General features: G+C 53.1%; 17 protein-coding genes and 1 tRNA gene. 7 read left to right on the top strand and 11 right to left on the bottom strand.

Annotation, left to right across the window (positions count from 1 at the left end; genetic code table 11):
- Window positions 1-19: 19 nt before the first annotated feature.
- The 7 genes from hscB to uvrB form a co-directional block, all read right to left on the bottom strand.
- Window positions 20-535: a Fe-S protein assembly co-chaperone HscB gene (gene hscB, locus RCH09_RS13680; protein WP_326941668.1), complete on the bottom strand. Its 516-nt coding sequence runs from the start codon at window positions 533-535 to the stop codon at window positions 20-22.
- Between the two features lie 79 nt (window positions 536-614).
- Complete coding sequence (iscA, locus tag RCH09_RS13675; RefSeq protein ID WP_326941666.1) at window positions 615-938, bottom strand: iron-sulfur cluster assembly protein IscA; 324 nt, start codon at window positions 936-938, stop codon at window positions 615-617.
- Window positions 939-956: 18 nt separating this feature from the next.
- Window positions 957-1,352 (bottom strand): Fe-S cluster assembly scaffold IscU, encoded by a 396-nt coding sequence (gene iscU / locus RCH09_RS13670; protein WP_326941665.1) that lies wholly within the window; start codon window positions 1,350-1,352, stop codon window positions 957-959.
- 34 nt (window positions 1,353-1,386) lie between these two features.
- A complete protein-coding gene (locus RCH09_RS13665; RefSeq protein WP_326941664.1) occupies window positions 1,387-2,640 on the bottom strand; it encodes an IscS subfamily cysteine desulfurase in 1,254 nt (417 codons plus the stop codon).
- Window positions 2,641-2,655: 15 nt separating this feature from the next.
- Window positions 2,656-3,129, bottom strand: coding sequence for a Fe-S cluster assembly transcriptional regulator IscR (gene iscR, locus RCH09_RS13660; RefSeq protein ID WP_326941663.1), 474 nt, complete (start codon window positions 3,127-3,129; stop codon window positions 2,656-2,658).
- A gap of 59 nt (window positions 3,130-3,188) precedes the next feature.
- Window positions 3,189-4,049 carry a uracil-DNA glycosylase gene (locus RCH09_RS13655; RefSeq protein WP_326941662.1) on the bottom strand — a complete coding sequence of 287 codons (861 nt, stop codon included), beginning with the start codon at window positions 4,047-4,049 and terminating at the stop codon, window positions 3,189-3,191.
- Window position 4,050: 1 nt separating this feature from the next.
- Window positions 4,051-6,144: an excinuclease ABC subunit UvrB gene (gene uvrB / locus RCH09_RS13650; RefSeq protein WP_326941661.1), complete on the bottom strand. Its 2,094-nt coding sequence runs from the start codon at window positions 6,142-6,144 to the stop codon at window positions 4,051-4,053.
- 117 nt (window positions 6,145-6,261) lie between these two features.
- On the opposite strand from uvrB, the gene RCH09_RS13645 reads away from it, so the two are divergent.
- The 7 genes from RCH09_RS13645 to RCH09_RS13615 all read left to right on the top strand — a co-directional run bounded on the left by RCH09_RS13645 (window position 6,262) and on the right by RCH09_RS13615 (window position 14,899).
- Entirely contained in the window at window positions 6,262-7,476 is a 1,215-nt protein-coding gene (locus RCH09_RS13645; RefSeq protein ID WP_326941660.1) for an amino acid aminotransferase, read from the top strand.
- Between the two features lie 106 nt (window positions 7,477-7,582).
- Window positions 7,583-7,658: transfer RNA gene (locus RCH09_RS13640), tRNA-Asn, on the top strand.
- Between the two features lie 493 nt (window positions 7,659-8,151).
- Window positions 8,152-8,928: a DUF6387 family protein gene (locus tag RCH09_RS13635; protein ID WP_326941659.1), complete on the top strand. Its 777-nt coding sequence runs from the start codon at window positions 8,152-8,154 to the stop codon at window positions 8,926-8,928.
- A 136-nt stretch (window positions 8,929-9,064) separates the two neighbouring features.
- On the top strand, window positions 9,065-9,286 hold the full coding sequence (locus tag RCH09_RS13630) for a helix-turn-helix domain-containing protein (RefSeq protein WP_326941658.1): 222 nt from the start codon (window positions 9,065-9,067) through the stop codon (window positions 9,284-9,286).
- Window positions 9,276-11,033 carry a DNA primase family protein gene (locus RCH09_RS13625; RefSeq protein WP_326941657.1) on the top strand — a complete coding sequence of 586 codons (1,758 nt, stop codon included), beginning with the start codon at window positions 9,276-9,278 and terminating at the stop codon, window positions 11,031-11,033. Before RCH09_RS13630 ends, RCH09_RS13625 begins: the two co-directional genes overlap by 11 nt.
- A gap of 627 nt (window positions 11,034-11,660) precedes the next feature.
- Window positions 11,661-11,870, top strand: coding sequence for a helix-turn-helix transcriptional regulator (locus RCH09_RS13620; protein WP_326941656.1), 210 nt, complete (start codon window positions 11,661-11,663; stop codon window positions 11,868-11,870).
- Window positions 11,871-11,938: 68 nt separating this feature from the next.
- Window positions 11,939-14,899, top strand: coding sequence for a DUF927 domain-containing protein (locus tag RCH09_RS13615; protein ID WP_326941655.1), 2,961 nt, complete (start codon window positions 11,939-11,941; stop codon window positions 14,897-14,899).
- A 385-nt stretch (window positions 14,900-15,284) separates the two neighbouring features.
- Here RCH09_RS13615 and RCH09_RS13610 read toward each other — a convergent pair whose 3' ends face one another.
- The 4 genes from RCH09_RS13610 to RCH09_RS13595 form a co-directional block, all read right to left on the bottom strand.
- Complete coding sequence (locus tag RCH09_RS13610; protein WP_326941654.1) at window positions 15,285-15,644, bottom strand: hypothetical protein; 360 nt, start codon at window positions 15,642-15,644, stop codon at window positions 15,285-15,287.
- A gap of 267 nt (window positions 15,645-15,911) precedes the next feature.
- Window positions 15,912-17,081, bottom strand: coding sequence for a GIY-YIG nuclease family protein (locus RCH09_RS13605; protein ID WP_326941653.1), 1,170 nt, complete (start codon window positions 17,079-17,081; stop codon window positions 15,912-15,914).
- Window positions 17,082-17,084: 3 nt separating this feature from the next.
- Complete coding sequence (locus RCH09_RS13600; RefSeq protein WP_326941652.1) at window positions 17,085-19,004, bottom strand: DEAD/DEAH box helicase; 1,920 nt, start codon at window positions 19,002-19,004, stop codon at window positions 17,085-17,087.
- Entirely contained in the window at window positions 18,997-19,332 is a 336-nt protein-coding gene (locus RCH09_RS13595) for a type IIL restriction-modification enzyme MmeI (RefSeq protein ID WP_326941741.1), read from the bottom strand. The genes RCH09_RS13600 and RCH09_RS13595 overlap by 8 nt, the downstream gene beginning before the upstream one ends.
- Window positions 19,333-19,426: the final 94 nt, after the last annotated feature.

Here is a 19,426-nt window from a genome sequence, read left to right as displayed (position 1 = left end):
GGCGACCCCAGCTTTCCAATTACCCTTCGAGCATTTCGAACTGCTGGCCGATTTCTTCGGCAAACCTGTCCAGAAACATCAACTCGCGCACCGATTGGGCTGCTGCGATGAAGTCACCGGCATCGAGCAGCACACCGATGCGCCCTACCAGCGCGCTCGCGGCGGATTTGAGATCGCCCTCCAGTCGCGTCAATTCATCCAGATCGCGCGCCGCCTTCGCGTCGTCCAGCGCCTCGCGCCATTCGATCTGCTGCATCAGGAAATCCATCGGCATCGCGGTGTTCGACTCGGTCTGCAAATCGACACCGTGCATTTCGCACAGATACGCTGCCCGCTTGAGCGGATTGCGCAACGTTTGATAGGCCTCGTTGGCGCGTGTGGCCCATTGCATGGCGACGCGTTTTTCGGCGTCGGAGCCGTTGACGAATTTGTCCGGATGGACCTGATTCTGGACATCGCGATACGCCTGATCCAGCGCCGCAACATCGATGCCAAACTGCGCCGGCAGATGAAATAACTCGAAGTGGTTTTGCATGCTTGTTCAAAACAAAAGCCTGTTCATGCTGCAACAGGCCTGGGCAAATCACGCGCGGGCACAGCAACGTGCCCGCTCTCTATATACGGAAGCTTTCGCCGCAGCCGCACTCGTCCTTGACGTTGGGATTGTGGAACTTGAAGCCTTCATTGAGGCCTTCCCGCGCGAAGTCCAGTTCGGTGCCGTCAATGTACGGCAAGCTCTTCGGGTCGACAAACACCTTCACGCCATGCGATTCGAACACGCTGTCTTCGGTGCCGCTCTCGTCGACATATTCGAGTTTGTACGCCAGACCGGAACAGCCGGTCGTGCGCACGCCGAAGCGCAGGCCAATGCCCTTGCCGCGTCGCTCCATATAGCGGTTGATATGCTTCGCCGCTTTTTCAGTCAGTGTAATGGCCATGGTGTTGGTCTGTTCCTGTCAGGCTGGTACGTCGGTTGCGTGCCTGGTTTTGTAATCGAGCACGGCCGCCTTGATGGCATCCTCCGCCAGGATCGAGCAGTGAATCTTCACTGGTGGCAAGGCCAGTTCCTCGGCAATCTGGGTGTTCTTGATCGACATTGCCTGATCCAGCGTCTTGCCCTTGACCCATTCGGTCACCAACGACGACGACGCAATCGCGGAACCGCAGCCGTAGGTCTTGAATTTGGCATCGGTGATGATGCCATCGGCGCCGACCTTGATCTGCAGCTTCATGACGTCGCCGCAGGCCGGCGCACCGACCATGCCGGTGCCGACAGTCTCGTCATCCTTGTCGAATTTTCCGACGTTGCGTGGATTTTCATAGTGGTCCAGCAGTTTTTCCGAGTAAGCCATTTGGTGCTCCTTTGAATGAGGTTTGCTGCCGCGATTAGTGCGCGGCCCACTGGATGGTACTGATGTCGATGCCATCCTTGTACATGTCCCACAGCGGCGACAACTCGCGCAGCTTGGCGACCTTTTCCTTGATCAGGTCAATCGTGAAATCGATATCTTCTTCGGTCGTGAAACGGCCAAACGTAAAGCGGATCGAGCTGTGTGCCAGCTCGTCGCTGCGACCGAGCGCACGCAGCACATACGAAGGCTCCAGGCTGGCCGAGGTACAGGCCGAGCCCGACGACACGGCAATGTCCTTGATGGCCATGATCAGCGATTCGCCTTCGACGTAGTTGAAGCTGACATTCAGGTTATGTGGCACGCGATGTGCCATGTCACCGTTGATGTAGACCTCTTCCATTTCCGACAGGCCCTTTGCCAGCCGGTCGCGCAGCGCGGTGATGCGGGCAATTTCGCTATCCATCTCTTCGCGGGCAAGCCTGAAGGCTTCGCCCATGCCGACGATCTGGTGCGTTGGCAGCGTGCCCGAACGCATACCGCGTTCATGACCGCCGCCGTGCATTTGCGGCTCGATGCGGATGCGCGGTTTGCGTCGCACATACAGCGCGCCGATGCCTTTCGGTCCATAAGTCTTGTGCGCGGTAAAGGTCATCAGGTCGACCTTGGTCTTTTCCAGATCGATCTTTACCTTGCCGGTGGCCTGGGCTGCATCGCAATGGAACACGATGCCTTTCGAGCGGCACAGTTCGCCGATCTCATCGATTGGCTGGATGACCCCGATCTCGTTATTGACCAGCATCACCGACACCAGAATCGTGTCCGGACGAATCGCTGCAGCAAGTTGCTCGATGGTGATCAACCCATTGTCCTGCGGTTGCAAATAGGTTGCCTCGAAACCCTGGCGTTCGAGTTCGCGCACGGTGTCCAGCACAGCCTTGTGCTCGGTCTTGACCGTAATGATGTGCTTGCCCCTGGTCTTGTAGAACTGCGCAGCGCCCTTCAATGCCAGGTTGTTGCCTTCGGTCGCGCCAGAGGTCCAGATGATTTCGCGCGAATCGCAATTGACCAGCCGGGCGACTTCCTCGCGCGCCTCTTCGACTGCTTTCTCCGCAGTCCAGCCGTACATGTGGCTGCGCGACGCCGGATTGCCAAACTGCTCGCGCAGGTAGGGAATCATCTTGTCGGCCACGCGCGGATCGATCGGCGTGGTCGCCGAATAATCCATATAAACCGGAAAGTGCGGCGCTTTCAGCGTATCAATCAAACTTTTTTCAAGGGGGGCATTCATTTGCAGGAGCTCCAATCAGGATGCGGCGTGGGAACGGTGCAGCACCACGACGCTTTGTTCACTATGTTTTTGTTTTTGCTGGTCGACCAGATCTTTTAGCGAGACCGAATCGAGGTATTCCACCATCTTCGAATTTAACGTTGACCACAGGTCGTGCGTCATGCAGCGCGTTGCGTGTTCGGTGCTGGCACCGTGACAATTTTCCTTGCCGCCACACTGGGTCGAATCCAGCGGCTCATCGACGGCAATGATGATGTCGGCGACGGTCACGTCCTCGGCCCGGCGCGCCAGGTTGTAACCACCACCGGGACCACGCACCGATTCCACGATTTCATGACGACGCAGCTTGCCGAACAACTGCTCCAGGTAGGAGAGCGAAATCTCCTGCCGGCGACTGATGCCGGCCAACGTCACCGGCCCGCCATGCTGGCGCATCGCCAGATCGATCATCGCGGTTACCGCAAAGCGCCCCTTTGTTGTCAGTCGCATGGTGGTTCAATCCTTAAACAGGTCCGGTTGGGCAGAATCAAAATAGTTGAGTAATTTTATCAGGTATTACAAAGTTGACTGATTTCGTCAGGTATCGATTGTAACGGCTTACGGGAATCGCTGCTCGCGACCGCCATGGTCACGCCGGGTGCCGCTAACAGATGCATGGGCCCGAACAACCGGTGCATCGACAGATTGCCAATAAACGTCAGGTTGTAGGGGTGTTCTGCGGCTTGCTGCGGAAAGCGCTCGGCTCCCGGCAACGCATTGACCTGCGCAGCGATCTTCCCCCACAGCACCAGACTAGGCGCCGGAACGCTGCGTTCGGCCAGGCTATCGAGAATTTTCTTCAGGAATGGCAACCAGAAGCGCGCCTCCTTGACCGGCGGCACGTCGGGACGAAATACCGGCGTGGCATTGAGCAGCAGGAAGCCGTGCGCCGTCAAATTCGATTGCAACTGCGGCATTGTCTGAATTCGGCCGGAGTCGGGACACTGCGCCTGCAGGCCGATTGCCGCCATCGCCGTGCCAGTGGTCTGGTCAATGTGCAGCGCCCCTTCGGCGACCAGCAACATTTTCATGAAGTTGCGCAACGAGGTGGCCCGATTCACCGACTTGGACAAACCCGTGTCGGACCACAGGCTCGTCACTGCACCATCCATGAAACACACGCCGGTTGCGCTTGCCGCACGCGGATACGGGCCCTCGCCGACCAGCACATACCGCACCGCGTTCAACGGTTGGGCAAACGCAGCCAGCAAGCGCCCGTCGGTCGGCAGATAGCTGTCGCCGGCCAGCTCGGGCAGATAGCCGGGGTTCGCCTCGGCCACCGCAGTCAATCCTGCCAGCAGCGCCGGATGCCAGGACGGATGCGCCTGTTCAAGCGTTGCCAGAATTGCTGCGGGAATCGGTGAGGTCACCTCATTTTCCCGAAATCGACAGGATATTGTCGGAGCCGCTGGCGCCAAACAATTGTTCTTTCAGGATGCGCAACTGGTCGCGCACTTGCGCCGCCTTTTCGAACTCCAGATTCTTGGCGTGGTCGAGCATCAGCTTTTCAAGACGCTTGATTTCCTTGCTGACCTGCTTTTCGCTCATCGATTCGTACTTGGCGGTTTCCTGCGCGGCCTGCAAGTCCTCGCGCGCTTCCTGCGGACTGTAGACGCCGTCGATCAGGTCCTTGATCTTCTTGTTGATACCCACCGGCGTGATGCCGTTGGCCAGGTTGAAGGCGATCTGCTTGTTGCGGCGGCGCTCGGTTTCATCGATCGCCCGGCGCATCGAATCAGTCACCTTGTCGCCGTACAGGATTGCCTTGCCGTTCAGGTTTCGTGCCGCCCGCCCAATGGTTTGAATCAGGCTGCGCTCAGAACGCAGGAAGCCTTCCTTGTCCGCATCCAGAATCGCCACCAGCGACACTTCGGGCAAGTCCAGTCCTTCGCGCAACAGGTTAATCCCGACCAGCACATCGAATGTCCCGAGCCGCAGATCACGCAGGATTTCGACCCGCTCCACCGTATCGATATCGCTGTGCAGGTAGCGCACCTTGATGCCATGATCGCTGAGAAATTCGGTCAACTGTTCGGCCATGCGCTTGGTCAGCGTGGTCACCAGTACGCGCTCGTTTTTTGTCACGCGCTCGGTGATCTCGGACATCAGGTCGTCGACCTGTGAGCTGGCTGGCCGCACCTCGATGGCGGGATCGACCAGACCGGTTGGCCGCACCACCTGCTCGACCACTTGCCCCGCATGCTTGACCTCATAATCGGCCGGCGTGGCGGAGACAAAAATGGTCTGGCGCATTTTCCCCTCGAACTCGTCGAAACGCAGCGGCCGGTTATCCAGCGCCGACGGCAAGCGAAATCCGTAGTCGACCAGATTGGTCTTGCGCGCACGGTCGCCGTTGTACATGCCATTCAACTGTCCGAGCAGCACATGCGACTCGTCGAGGAACATCAACGCGTCACGCGGCAGGTAATCGACCAGCGTCGGCGGCGGCTCGCCGGCTTTGGCGCCGCTGAGGTGACGCGAATAATTTTCAATGCCCTTGGTGAAGCCGATTTCCTGCATCATTTCCAGATCGAAGCGGGTGCGCTGCTCCAACCGCTGCTCCTCGATCAGCTTGTTGTCGTTGCGGAAGAACTCCAGCCGCTCGCGCAACTCGTCCTTGATCGTCTCGATCGCGCGCAGCACGGTGGCACGCGGCGTCACGTAATGCGAACCAGGATAGACCGTAAAGCGCGGGATCTTCTGCCGCACCCGGCCGGTCAGCGGATCAAACAGCTGCAGGCTTTCGATCTCGTCATCGAACATTTCCAGCCGCACCGCCAGCTCGGCATGCTCGGCCGGGAAGATATCGATGGTGTCGCCGCGCACCCGGAACGTGCCCCGTCCAAAGTCAATTTCGTTGCGGGCGTATTGCATCTGGATCAGGCGTGCAATCACATCGCGCTGGCTGACCTTGTCCTTGGCGCGCAGGGTCAAGATCATTTGATGGTATTCGTTCGGATTACCGATACCGTAGATGGCCGAGACCGTCGCGACGATCACCACGTCGCGCCGCTCCATCAGGGATTTGGTGCAGGACAGGCGCATCTGCTCGATGTGCTCGTTGATCGACGAATCCTTCTCGATGAACAGATCGCGCTGCGGCACGTAGGCTTCCGGCTGGTAGTAGTCGTAGTAGCTGACGAAATACTCGACCGCGTTGTAGGGGAAGAATTCACGGAACTCGCTGTACAACTGCGCCGCCAGCGTCTTGTTCGGCGCAAACACAATCGCCGGACGGCCCATTTGGGCGATCACATTGGCCATGGTGTAGGTCTTGCCGGAACCAGTCACGCCCAGCAGTGTCTGGAACGACAGGCCATCCTCGACGCCCTCGATCAGCTTGGCAATCGCGGCTGGCTGGTCGCCTGCCGGCAGGAACGGTTGGAACAGACGAAACGGCGAATCCGGAAACGTAACCACTTTCGTTTCGTCGATCGCATTGGAAACTTCGGACAATTCAGCCATGATGGGTCGACCTTTGGTAAAATTGCAGGCTGCAAACCGGCGTCGGCAATGTGCTGCGACGCTGTTCTCAACCCGGCTGCAAGCACGCTTTTGCAGCGAACCATAAATGTTATCACGATGACCGCTCCCCTTTCTGCCTCGCTGTTCACCGCCATTGAGATGGCTCCCCGCGACCCGATTCTGGGCATTACAGAAGCGTTTAATGCGGACAAGAATCCTGCCAAGATCAATCTCGGTGTCGGCGTGTACTGCGATGACAATGGCAAGGTCCCGTTGCTCAGTTGCGTGCGACAGGCCGAAGCGATCCTCGCTGAAAAGGCCGCGCCGCACACGTATTTGCCGATTGACGGTCTGGCTGCCTACGACAAGGCGGTACAGGAATTGGTCTTTGGCGCCGACAGCCCGGTCATCGCCGAAAAACGCGCGATCACCGCTCAAGCCATTGGCGGCACCGGCGCACTGAAGCTCGGCGCCGATTTCCTGCAACGCTTCTCGCCGGACGCGCAAGTCTGGATCAGCGACCCAAGCTGGGAAAACCACCGCGCGCTGTTCGAATCGGCCGGCTTCACCGTCAACAATTACCCGTACTACGATGCCAGCACCCGTGGCGTGAATTTCAGCGGCATGCTGGAAGCGCTCAACACCATGCCGGCCGGCTCGGTCGTCGTGCTGCATGCGTGCTGCCACAATCCAACCGGCGCCGACCTGAGCGACGCACAATGGCTCGACGTGATCAAGGTCGTCACCAGCCGCGGGCTGGTGCCCTTCCTCGACATGGCCTACCAGGGCTTTGGCGACGGCATCGAGGCCGACGGCAAGATCGTGCGCCAGTTCGCCGCAGCCGGTGGCCCGTTGTTCGTCTCGAACTCGTTTTCGAAGTCGTACTCGCTGTATGGCGAACGCGTCGGCGCGCTGAGCATTGTCGCCATCAATGCCGAGGAAGCCGCGCGCGTCCTGTCGCAATTGAAGCGCGTGATTCGCACCAACTATTCGAACCCGCCAATGCACGGCGGCCAGATCGTTGCGACAATCCTCGCAACACCGGAACTGCGCGCACTGTGGGAAGAAGAATTGTCCGGCATGCGGCTGCGCATTCGTGAACTGCGCCAGTTGCTGGTGGCAAAACTGAAAGAAAAAGCCCCGGCGCACGACTTTGATTTCGTCAACAAGCAACGCGGCATGTTTTCCTATTCCGGCTTGACCAAGGCACAGGTCGAACGCCTGCGCGACGAATTTTCGATCTACGCGGTAGACACCGGACGCATCTGCGTCGCAGCATTAAATTCGCGGAACATCGACATTGTCGTTGAGGCGATCGCAAAAGTATTGTAGACTCCGGGCTCGTTGCGACAGGCAACTTTTCTCCTGTCGTAGCGCTGCCGAAGAACGCAAGTTTCTTTGACAGCAAGCAACCAGCCGCCTATAATGCGGCTTCTTTTCCCTGATAGCTCAGTTGGTAGAGCGACGGACTGTTAATCCGCAGGTCCCTGGTTCGAGTCCAGGTCGGGGAGCCAGAATACTGTAGTAAAATCAAAGAGTTGCGAGAAATCGCAGCTCTTTTTTTTGTCCTAATTTTTTCGTGGGGTTACACAGGGGTTACGCCAGCCATCTATCTCCATCTATTTCGATCTGGTCCAGTGAGCGGGTTCCCCAGACGCAAATCGAAAGGGCGAGCCTGAATACCGCGGAATCAAAAAGCTTGATTCGTAAGCAAGTGCCCCCCCCCAATTGACCCTCGATAAACGCCGACCACTGACAACGAAATATCGAACTTTCGATGCACGGAACGGCTTGATTTTTACGTCTTGGAAAATTATGGCAGGTGCGAGCCCCAAACAGATCGGCGAGGCGCTTCGTCCCTGGACCACCAGAGAAAAAAGTGCTTCTGCCGTCTCGCAAGTGCATTCTGTCATAGTCGGCAAGGAAATGACTACTGTAGAAATTTAAGTACACCGGAAATTGTGAAAAGTGACGGTGTGTAGCCACCCCCTCAGACCTAGGCTAGGAATGACCCTCCACCCCGAAAAATACGCCACTGAAGATGACCTGCAATGGTTCGACATTGAAAAATATTCAGGCCTTGAAAACGCCACTCTAGCTCAATGGGGACAGCTGATACGTGATCGTGTCTGGCTGGAGAACACCGTCAATGCGCACCTTAAATCCCCTTCTTCGCTTGCCCCCGAGGATAGGGAAGCTTTGCGTACCTTTTGCGTGCTCCACTTCGAATCAATCAAAGCGAATCCGCTGCATCCATTGGGGTTCGAACGAACCTCAAACAGCGCTTCTCATGTCTCCGATACGCCCACGGTTCAGTTATTGACGGGAAAGCGGTTGACGTGGCTAAGTGCAGCGTTCGATGAGCTTGACCCACGACCGCTGATCGTGGATCCGGGGTTTGCAGCGACCTCAGACAATGCGGACCACCTTTTCCGCAACTTCGCTCACCTAATGATAAACATGAACGTGACAGACGCAGTGATCAAGGCCGACTTCGCTATGTGGCTTCGCAAATATCGTAAAAGCGCAGTTCCTCTCGACGGAGGCACTTACACAGAAAAAATTAAAGCTTGGTCCGCCTCCGGTGTCGTGGGCTACAAAGACCTCACACTGTTCGAAAAAATCAGTGGCAAAAAAATTCGGGCGAACGACAAGGTGGTCCTCATTCGGCCCGATGGCGGCAGCACAAAGGAGGATCAAAATGCTCGTCGCAACTTGGACAAACAAGCTGCGCGGATTTTCCGGGAGGAGGTTTGTGAACTACTTGAAAACTCAGATCGATAGCACATTCGACTACTTTACCCGCTGCATCCGTCAAGTTCCGGACCAAATTTTGGCCCCTATTTCGGTCCGGGCTTGAGAGGAAGATAGGTTGAGACTCCGTATCACCGGGACGTCCGGTGCTAAACGAGAGCCCTTTATGACGCAAGTATCAACAACACTTTTTACGCAGAGTCCGCTTCTGTGCCGCAAAGATGCCGCAAGATATTTGGGTGTCGCTGCCCAGACCCTGGCCCAATGGGCCTACAACAAAAGAGTCCAGATTCCGGTTACCAAACTCGGGCGCAAAGCCCTTTACAAACAAACGGATTTAGATGCATTTGTTGCATCCAACACAGTAGGCGGGAACCATGCGCATTGACGACACTTTAATCACCGAGCAAGACACCGACAGTGATGAAGTTGACAGTGGTTCAGTTTTTGCGTCTTCGCAGCCGGTCCACATTTATCCGAAAGGCGCGTTACAGCTGATTCAGAGCAAATGTCCGACCATGCGCAATTATTGCCACATTGGGGTATCGCACACGATGTCAGAAGCCCTTGTCTCCGGTCTCAATCGTGAATTGGCTTCCTTTGAGGGCGGTATCGAGCTTGCACATGCAGCGTGCAGCAATGCACCAGGCTTTGTTCAAACCCAATTTGACACCGACATCGTAGCCGCGGGATTGCCCAATCAGCCAAAGTACACGTGCAAGCAAATTCGTGCCGATGGAGCAACGACTTGTCCAGAAGGTGGCTGCCCAATGCCAACGGGAGAAAATGCCGATGCTCCCGCAGATTTGTTGACGTGGGCTTGCAACATGAATGAGGTTGGACTGCCAGTGATTGCAAAGTCGGTTGTTGCGAGTGAGTTTGGCAACAATATCGTTCGGGTTGGTGACGCCCTGTACATCTACCGGGAAGGGACCTTCTCAGAAGTCAGCGACCTCACCTTGGGAACGAGCGCAGTGCCTCATCTCGGTCTCGACTTTAGGCCGAGGCACGTTGACGATATTGTCAAGATGATGCGCATTCAGAGTGAACGATCGGAGGTAGTTTTTCGACCAAATCCGAATTTCATTTGCTTCCAAAACGGGACGCTGAATGTTGCAACCAAGGCATTGGAGCCGCATAGTCCGGTGCACAAGTTGCTGAACCAAATTCCGCATCCGTATCCTGCCGACGAAGAATGCCCCGGATTCATTGCCTACCTGAACGATATTTGGGGCGGAGACATCGACTGTGCCGAGAAAATTCAACTGATACGCCAGTGGATCGGCTATCTCCTCGTCGCCGATAGCAGCATGCAGAAGATGTTGATTTTTCATGGACAAGGTGCTAACGGCAAGTCGGTGCTGATGGACTTGATCAGGCAAATCGTCGGGGAGGACAACACTGCGAGTGCCATGCTGGATCGACTGCGTCAGTCCTATGTGCGTGCCACCATGGAAGGAACCCTGTTGAATGTCTCGGCAGATCTGCCAAGGAAAAGCATCGTCGCTGACGGTGACTTGAAGGCTTTGATTTCCGGGGATGCCATCGAAGTTGCGTTGAAGCATAAACCGTCAAGGACGATTCGGCCGTACGTTCGGATGATGGTTGCGACGAACAACATGCCGGATTGCAAGGACACCAGCGACGGTTTTTTTCGCCGCTTGATCATCTTGAAGTTCAACCGGCAGTTTACTGAAGCTGAGCGTGATCCAAATTTGTTGACAACGCTCCTGCTGGAAATTCCGGGAATTATCGCCTGGGCACTGGAGGGATTGTACGAACTGCGGACACAGGGTCGCTTTTCGATTCCGGAGTCATCGGAACAAGCGGTAAAACTCTACCGAGACGATATCTCTCCGGTTAGGATTTTTACTGAGGAATGCTTGGTGGCCGCACCGGGCCAATCGGGAATTCCTTCTCATGATCTCTTTTCGGCATATCGAAAGTGGTGTCAAAGTCGCGGTTTCTATGCTGGGAATACCGTAACCCTCGGCCGTGAGCTATCGGCGTTGGGGTTTAGTCAGCGTAAGTCTGGGACGACTTGGTGGCAGGTAACACCGAAAGCCGATGCGCAGGAATACTTTCGACCGGCCCAGGTCGTGGTCCAGACTCTTCCCCCTCTGCCCGGCTCGTGACGGCCAATTGCTGCATGCGTTCGTTGATTCGTCTGAACAATTGTGGCGCTTACCGCGAATCATCCCCCCTATCTTCCCAGATCGACATCGATGTTACGGTGCTGGGGAGATTGGGGAGATATTTTCAGCATTGATCGGCTAAATTGAGTTGGAATTCCTGCGCGCAGCTTCAATCAATTGTCAGAAATCCGAGAGCCCCGAATCGACAGTTTATATCCCGGAATACTTTGTTATATTCAGCGTCCAGAATCGATTGAATCTACCGTTCGTTAACGATACGCTCAACGAGATAGCTTCCGAAACACAGCGAGGAACTATCGTCTAGGTATGAAATAGTTACGCCGCCAAAATAAAAATGAAGCTTGGCACTCCCAAGTCACGACGGCGAACAAGGCAGCAATACCGCCGTCAGAAAGCTGATACGGCCTTCGCAAATGCGTGAAGAACCAACGCGAAACGAAACGGGATAGATCCAGGAACACTGACGCCAAATTTTTGTGCATCAGGATGTTCATATTCTTTTCATGAAAAATAATTTCACCAAATCAGTGAAGAGCAAAATGACGAACTAAGATAAGTACAGAGTGATGGAAATAGCATCACCGTTTACACGAAAAGTAGATACCAATGAACAACAAGGAAGAAATAAAAAAAGCCATCTTCAATATGGGTGGAACAAAAATAGCTGCAAATAAATTGTGGGTTTCCACGAGTGCGATCAGTAAGTGGATGAGAAACGGTGTCATACCAAATTTGGATATGGCAACAAAGGTATCCGAGGCAAGTGGTTTTACGATTGATTCGCTGAGGCCGCGTTTTGAGCAGAAGTTTGATTAATATTCGGCCCTGCTTGTTGTCCTGCCGGTGGGGCGAGCAACGAAACAAAAAAAGAAGCCGGAAGAAAATTGCGTTTTCAACCGGCCCAAAAAAATAACAACGAAAGTATGTATATGTATTTTAATTCAGAAAAAATAGGCAAGACTGACGCCCAAAAAAGTGTAATCACGAACATCATCGGCACGAACGTCTTGAGCAATGCAATCCAGGCAACAGTAGCGGCAGAGGAGCTGCATTTTGTAATCAGCGAATTTTCGGGCCATCAAGACAACGCTCCCAAAGCGAAAAGTCATACGTGGGACTCCTTTTGTAAGGAGTTCAGTAAGCATGCTGTCCAAACCACGAAGCAAGGTCCGGCGTGGTCCCCGGCCAGTTACCTGAATGGCACAACTCGAAAGAACGGGAATGTCGATCAGATCTCCATGGCCGTGATCGACGTCGATAATGGCACCTCCCTAGATGTGTTGCTGCCAAGGTTGAAAGGCTTTGCATGTTTGGTGCACAGCTCGTACAGCCACACCGCTGAAGTTCCCAAATATCGGGTGGTCATTCCGTTTGCAAAACCTGTGGCTGCAGCCGAATGGCCTGATATATGGACTCGACTGAATCAGCTTGTCGGTGGCTGCAACGATCCAGCAACCAAGGATCCATCACGGCTGTATTACAAACCTGCGCACGCACCTGAAGCGGAGCATCACTTCGCACAGTTTCAGGAAGGATCGCCAATCAGTATTGCGGATCTACCAGCGTTGGCAACGCCAATGACAACTTCGCCAATCACATTTTTTCCGCGAAGTGTCAGAAACTCGACGGCGGAAGTCGATGGCATTGAAACAGCAGCTTCACAGCTGCATTTTGAACAGGGTCTTAAAGTAGTGGAACAGCGCTGCGCATTCATGCAGTTTGCGTCGGCAAAGGAAAATCAACAGCACCTTTCAGAGCCGTTGTGGATGGCTATGATTTCGAACGCCTGTAGATTTGAAAAGAGCGAGCAATGGATTCATGAGTCCAGTCGACATCATGGTGAATATGACGAAAATGAAACCACTAGCAGAATAGAACGTTATCGTATCGGATCACCGCCAATGACATGCCAACGCATACGTGAGTTAGGCTTCCAGAATTGTCCTACCGGCGGCTGCAAAAGGCCGAATGGAGAAGTTACAAAAGCACCTGCGGGGTTGTATGGTTGGATGTTTCGCAACCAATTGGGTGCCGCGGAAACGATATCCAATCAAATTCCTGAGTCGTACTCTGTTTCCGGCTTCAGCATCAACGACGAGGGTGTGTTTATGTCGGTAAATAAAAAAGGGGAAGCGAAGAGCCAACTGAAAATTTCATCCCGAATCGATGTCGTTGCGCTGACGCGGGACCAAGACAGTGGTAATTGGGGTATGCAGTTGCGTTTTTGCGATCCTGACAATGTGATGAAGTCCTGGGCACTTCCGAGAGAGCTACTCGCCAGCTCGGGAGATTCGTATCGATCATCATTGCTGAAGATGGGCGTTTCAATTGAACCCAGCAAGGAGGCACGTGATGGTCTGGCGGGCTACTTGGTCGCAGCACTGCCGGCGGCACGTGCCCTTTCTGTGCGCCAACCAGGCTGGTCGAATGGCAGCTTCGTTTTGCCTGACGCTGTATATGGTCGATCTTCCGAACCAGTAGTGTTTCAAACTAACGACACTGACGAACTCAAACGATTTTCCCAGAAGGGGTCACTTGAATCATGGCAGCAGAATGTAGCGTATCCGTGCATTGGGAATTCCCGTGCCATTGCATCAATCTGTATTGGGTTGGCTCCTCCGCTACTTGCACTGCTCGGTGAGGACAATGGTGGCTTTCACTTGCGCGGAAACAGCAGCATCGGAAAATCGGTTTGCCTGTTTCTTGGCTCAAGCGTCTGGGGTGGCTCAGGGTTGATCAGAACATGGAACGTGACAGTAAATGGCCTCGAAGGTGTGGCTGCCATGCACAACGATGTTCTGCTACCCTTGGATGAGCTGGGACAAGCAGATGGCAAAGCCGCTGGTGAAGCGGCCTATATGCTCGGAAACGGCCAGGGTAAAAGTCGAGCAGGACGTGGCGGCGAAGCACGGTCTGTGAAAAAATTCCGAAATCTAGTTTTGTCATCCGGTGAAAAGAGCATCTCCGTATTGATTTCGGAGGCTGGGTCAACTGCGATGGCCGGGCAGGAAGTCCGGATGGTTGAAATTCCGGCGGACGCCGGTTGCAACTTTGGGGTCTTCGAAGACATTCATGGTGCAAGGTCTTCGCAGATATTTGCAGAAACGTTGAAGCATTCTGCAGCCTCCCACCATGGTCATGCGGGACGTGCCTTCGTAGAAATGCTTGCCGACCAAGCGCTGCAACCAAGGTTGATCGAGAAGGTCAAGGCATTGATGAAGAGGTTTGTCGAGACCTACGTCCCGAGCAATGCGAACGGTCAAGTTGGCCGGGTTGGAAACCGTTTTGCGTTAATCGCAGCAGCAGGTGAACTGTGCATCGAGCTTGGCATTCTTCCTTGGCCAGAGGGTGAGGCTTTTGCTGCATGTCAGAAATGCTTTATGGCGTGGATTGATCTTCGTGGCGGGATTGAAAACCATGAGTCGTCACAAGCTATTGCCAAGGTAAGGCGTTTCATTGAACTTAATGGCGAAAGTAGATTCACGGCATGGAACGAAGATATCGATAATAACGGTATGGGAAAGACCATTCAACGTGCAGGATTTCGTCGTGCGACGTCTGATGGAAGAACTGAGTATTTCGTTTTCCCTGAAGCCTACAAATCGGATATTTGTGCTGGAATGGACGCTCGATTTGTCACTAAAACGCTGATCGAAAACGAATTATTAAACGTTGATAATAGAGGAAAACCTCAGATTGACATTCGACTTCCGGGGATGGGAAAAATGCGGGTTTATCATTTGACAGCGGACATCATGGGAGAAGCTGTATCACAACTGCCAAAAGAGGAGACACTTGGGAGACAGCCACAAGTCTCTAAACTTGGGGCCAAATACGATCTTTAAAGACTGTCTCATGTGTCTCACATGTCCCATAAATAAAAATACAGTTTCTGATTTTTTTAAAATTTAATAAATTACCAAATTATTCAATGCTGATGTTTTTATTGGGAGACAGATGAGACATGTGAGACAGAGTATAAAGTGCCGGTAAATACTGGCATTTTTATATACGGAAGTGAAAATAGTAATGAGATAGATGGGAGACAAGGGAGACATTCATTTCCGGAAGGAAGTATCTCGCTGTAACTTCACAAACTTGACGAGACGGGTTATTACTATCTAAGCTGGTGGGGGCATAATCGCTTGTCGGCTGCGACCTCATCTTGTCTGCATTTGAGTCCTCAGAACTGTTACCGGGTTTGACGTAGCGATACCGTATTGCTTAATTTTACGGCGGCTTCATCTGTTGTAGCTGAAGTTGCATTTGAAGCTGAGACTGCTCCATTTGCAATGTCCGTATGTCTGATTCCAACCTCTTTTGATTTAGTTGCTGCGTATTTTTTTCCAGTGAATCATGCATTGCCCAAATCTGTTGCTGAGCTATCATTGCGGGATCTTCGTTTTGACGTTCCCAGGGAAGGATTATAAAAGGAGTTGCCTCTGGCACCTGCTCATGAGGCCACATTAATAAATAGAGTGCTCCCAATAGAAGCGCTACTACTATTAGTGCCAACCCGGCGATTTTTGTAGAGTGCGACATAATTTTTATCTCTTGGTTATTTTTAATTAAGGCAAATCTTGAAGCCAATTAATTACATATTCCTTTTTTTCGCAATTCAGTTCGCACTTATAGGGATGCTGCGATATTAATTCCCTCAAAATAGTGGGCCTACACATGCCAACATTTTCTAAATTCAAAGCAGCAATCGATCTTTAAGCTCATCCCCGCCTTCGAAGTGGCAGGTCAACGCGTTCGAATCAGTACGCTGCCGGGGGGGTTGCACAAAAATGAGTTATGACCCCATTCGGAGTTGGTCATTTTCGGTTGCTCATATCATCGCAACGTCTCATTCTTTTACCTCTCTTCTATCGTCTGCTTGTTGGCGTCATACGTATAACTGACGATCTCTCCGTTGATTAGCATGTTTGCCGCTGCTTCAATAATGTGTAGCGGGGCTATGAACCATTCCCTTGGTGAGAACCGTTTCCCCTGCTTGTTATAGACATCCACATTCAGGCATGCTTTGCCGAAAAATGTGTGCAGCAGCAGTTCAAACTTTTGTGGGTTGAGGTTGTAGCACTCAAATACCGCAATGACCTTCACCTTTGCCATCAGGTAGGTTGGCTCCTCTGCTGCATTCTTCACCCGCTCTGGAACGGGAACGGTGGAGTAGCCGATCTTGTATAGGTTCTTCGTAGCGGCGATTTCAGGCACCTGGCTGAGTGATTGAAGCACATAGAGGTAGCCCGATTTCTTATCGTCTGCCTGTATCTGTTCCAGCGCCTCTAGCGCCTTCTCGGGGTGACCCAAGATACGACGACCAGTCTCGTCCTTGTATAGCTCAGTGGCAAGGGAGCGAAGCAGCATGTTGGACTCAGTGCCGTTCTCAAAGATGCAGCGTAGGCGAGCGTTGACCTTGCCGTTCTTCACTTCCTTCTCGCCCACCTCGGACACGTAGACCATGACCCCATGGAGTACAAAGAAGTGTCCAGGCTGGATCTGCTGCTCACCTGTAAACTGCCGTGTCTCACGAACGCCGTCCTTGAGTTCCGCATGACACGTCTTGAACAGGTGTTCAAACTGCTCAAAGTCTTTGCAGCGCTTACGCTGGGCTATTTTCTCGGGCATTTCCATTGCAGTGCGTGGCACATGCTTGAGGTCAAAAATGTTTTCTGCATCGTCGCCCAGTAGGCCAAACGAGTCGTCCGCGAAGATGTCTGCCACCGACGTTATGGGCTTGGGTTGCTCCACATAGGTGAGCAATCTGAACTCATCCACCTCCTGCAAGGCCTCGCATTTCTCCTTGCTCGTTCTAAGTCCCTTGAGCCTGTTGAAAAGCTGGAACTCCTGAATTTCGGCCGGGTTTGACTCAGGCTCCTTGCCTTGCTGACGGTAGAAATCATTGATCTGCTGAAACGATTGGAGCAGCCGTTCGTCTACGGACATTGCGGCTCGCTTCGGCTTGATATTGAGTAAGCCAAAGGCATCGTCTTCCACAATTTTCAGGAGCTTGTCCTTCTCCACAATCTATACCCCTTGCTGTCTGCGTTGGGCCTTGAGATAGACCAGGGCGTCAGCCATCCGACGTTCAAGTGGGTCAAGAGAATTGATGTTCGGCTCTCTCCCTTGGACCGTAAAAAAGTCTTTGATTTTTGGCCACAGCAACACCGCTTCGTCATCGCTCATCTGCACGCGAGTGGCCTCAATAGTATCTTGAATAATCTTGAACACTTTCGTTGTGAGCGCCTTGGATAGGATCTCGAACGCCTTCTGGAACGGGTTGACCCGATCAATCAGGTCAATGTGCAAATCATCGATATTGATGAACTTGTCGGCCATGCGAACGAAACGCTTGTCACCTTCTTGCTTGATTTCGCCATTCTTGATGACCGAATCCACGACCACATGCTGGCGAACTTCTTCAACTTCCTCGTCGGAAAGCTCTGGGTATTTAATCTTGATGATTTTCGGAATCATCACCTTGTTGATGACCTCTGGGTCAACGTTGCCCGGCAGCGCCTTCACAATCTTGTCGTCAGATAAGATTGCAGCCTTGAGGTCGTTCAAGTCGGACTCAATGATGTCTTTGACTCGCTTGGACGAAGGTTCTTTCAGACCACGAACCTTGATCTCAGTGTCGGTGCTCTTGTCGTCGTCGCTCAGCTTTGTTTTGAACTTGAAGTTGGGGGCAAGCACCTGCTCCATGAGTAGCGAACAGGTGATCGCTTTCAACATGTTGTTGACGGACAGCCTCACCAAATCGTCTTCAGCGTCGGGCTGGGCTATGAGGTTCGTGAACTGAGCATGGTTCTTGTTGTCACTGTCACGGGTGCAGCGGCCAATGATCTGAATGATTTCAGTGAGCGATCCACGGTAGCCAACTGTCAAAGCGTGCTCGCAGAATTTCCAATCAAAGCCTTCCTTAGCCATGCCAAGGGCAATGATTAGATCCATGTCCTCTGGGGTCTTAATGTGGCGAAGATACTCAACGGTGCGCTCACGTGCATTGGGTTCGTCATGAACGAGATCGGCGACCTTCAGCTTCTTGCCGTCGCCATGCCGAACGACATGGATAACACCCGTGTCAGGGTCGCGATGAGTAACCGTGCCAATGATGTCCAGAATCTGATCCACCTCGTCATACTTATCCTTGGTGGACTCGCCTGACTGCACATTGGGTATGTGAAGAATGGTCTTCTGATCGGTGTTCAGCACTTCGTCTATGGCACTGGTGTACTTGCCTTGATAGAAGTGGTAGCCGATACCAAGCGACTTAAGAAATGTATAGCCGTTCAACTGCTCGTAGTAGTTGTAGCTGACCTTGGTGAACTGCGCTTCGTCTTCGGGCAAGAGGACCGGCACACTGTCACCACGGAAGTACGAGCCGGTCATGGCAGCTATGTGCACGTCGGACTTGGCCATGACGGTTCTTAGCAGTTCACCAAGACGGTTTTCCCCGTCGGCAGACACATGGTGGAACTCGTCAATGGCAAGCAGCACGTTGTCAAATTCGGACTCTTCCAGAGCTTCAAAAGCGAAACGCAAAGTGGCATGGGTGCAGATGAGAATCTTGGCGTCGTTCTTTAAAAAATTGATGAACGCCTGAACCTTGCTTTTGTCGCCACCAGGCGTGCAGAGGTTGTTCCGTGGCTCGACCATCCAGTCCGCGAAGAAGCCAAACTTGCTGAGCTCCACACTGTCAAAGGAACCGCCAATGGACTTCTCAGGAACGGCAATGATGGCCTTAGAAAGCCCTTGGTTTATTAGTTTGTCCAAAGCAATGAACATGAGCGCACGGGACTTGCCAGACGCTGGGGGTGCTTTCAGTAGTAGGTATTGGGCATTGCGAGCTTCAAAGGCACGTTCCTGCATCTCCCGCATGCCGTACTTGTTAATACTGGTGCTTCGGCCAGTCTGTTCGTAGGTGACATCAACAATATTAGGCATTCTGGGTTCCCGTCATTTTTTCATAAAGCTTGAACAGATGGTCAAGGCGTTCTTCGTCGTTAACGAACGGTTTTGCTCGGAAGCAGCGCTCGACTACCTCATCTAGGCGTGCATGTGCCTCCATTAGATCGGGCGGCATCAAGTCAGGGTCATACAGATCAGAAAGACTCAGCTCAGGGTAGCGCTCCCGTGCGCCGAGAATTTCAAACACTAAGCCAGTGATAGCCCGCTTATTCTGTTCAGTCAGCGAAGGGACTGGGAAATTGTTGTAGCCCAAAGTTGATGAATATCTCGGATCTTCCTTAATTTTTCCACAGGAGGCTTTGATGTTGAGAATCGCTTAAAACTGACCCACTGTTTTCATCTAAAAATGACCCACCCTGTTTGCGCGTAGATTACCCCGCGTCTGTGGATAAGTCTTC

The sequence above is a fragment of the Actimicrobium sp. GrIS 1.19 genome (genome assembly GCF_035984655.1).
In the GTDB taxonomy this organism is placed as follows: Bacteria; Pseudomonadota; Gammaproteobacteria; order Burkholderiales; family Burkholderiaceae_D; genus Actimicrobium.
This window is presented reverse-complemented; position numbering and strand designations above follow the sequence as displayed.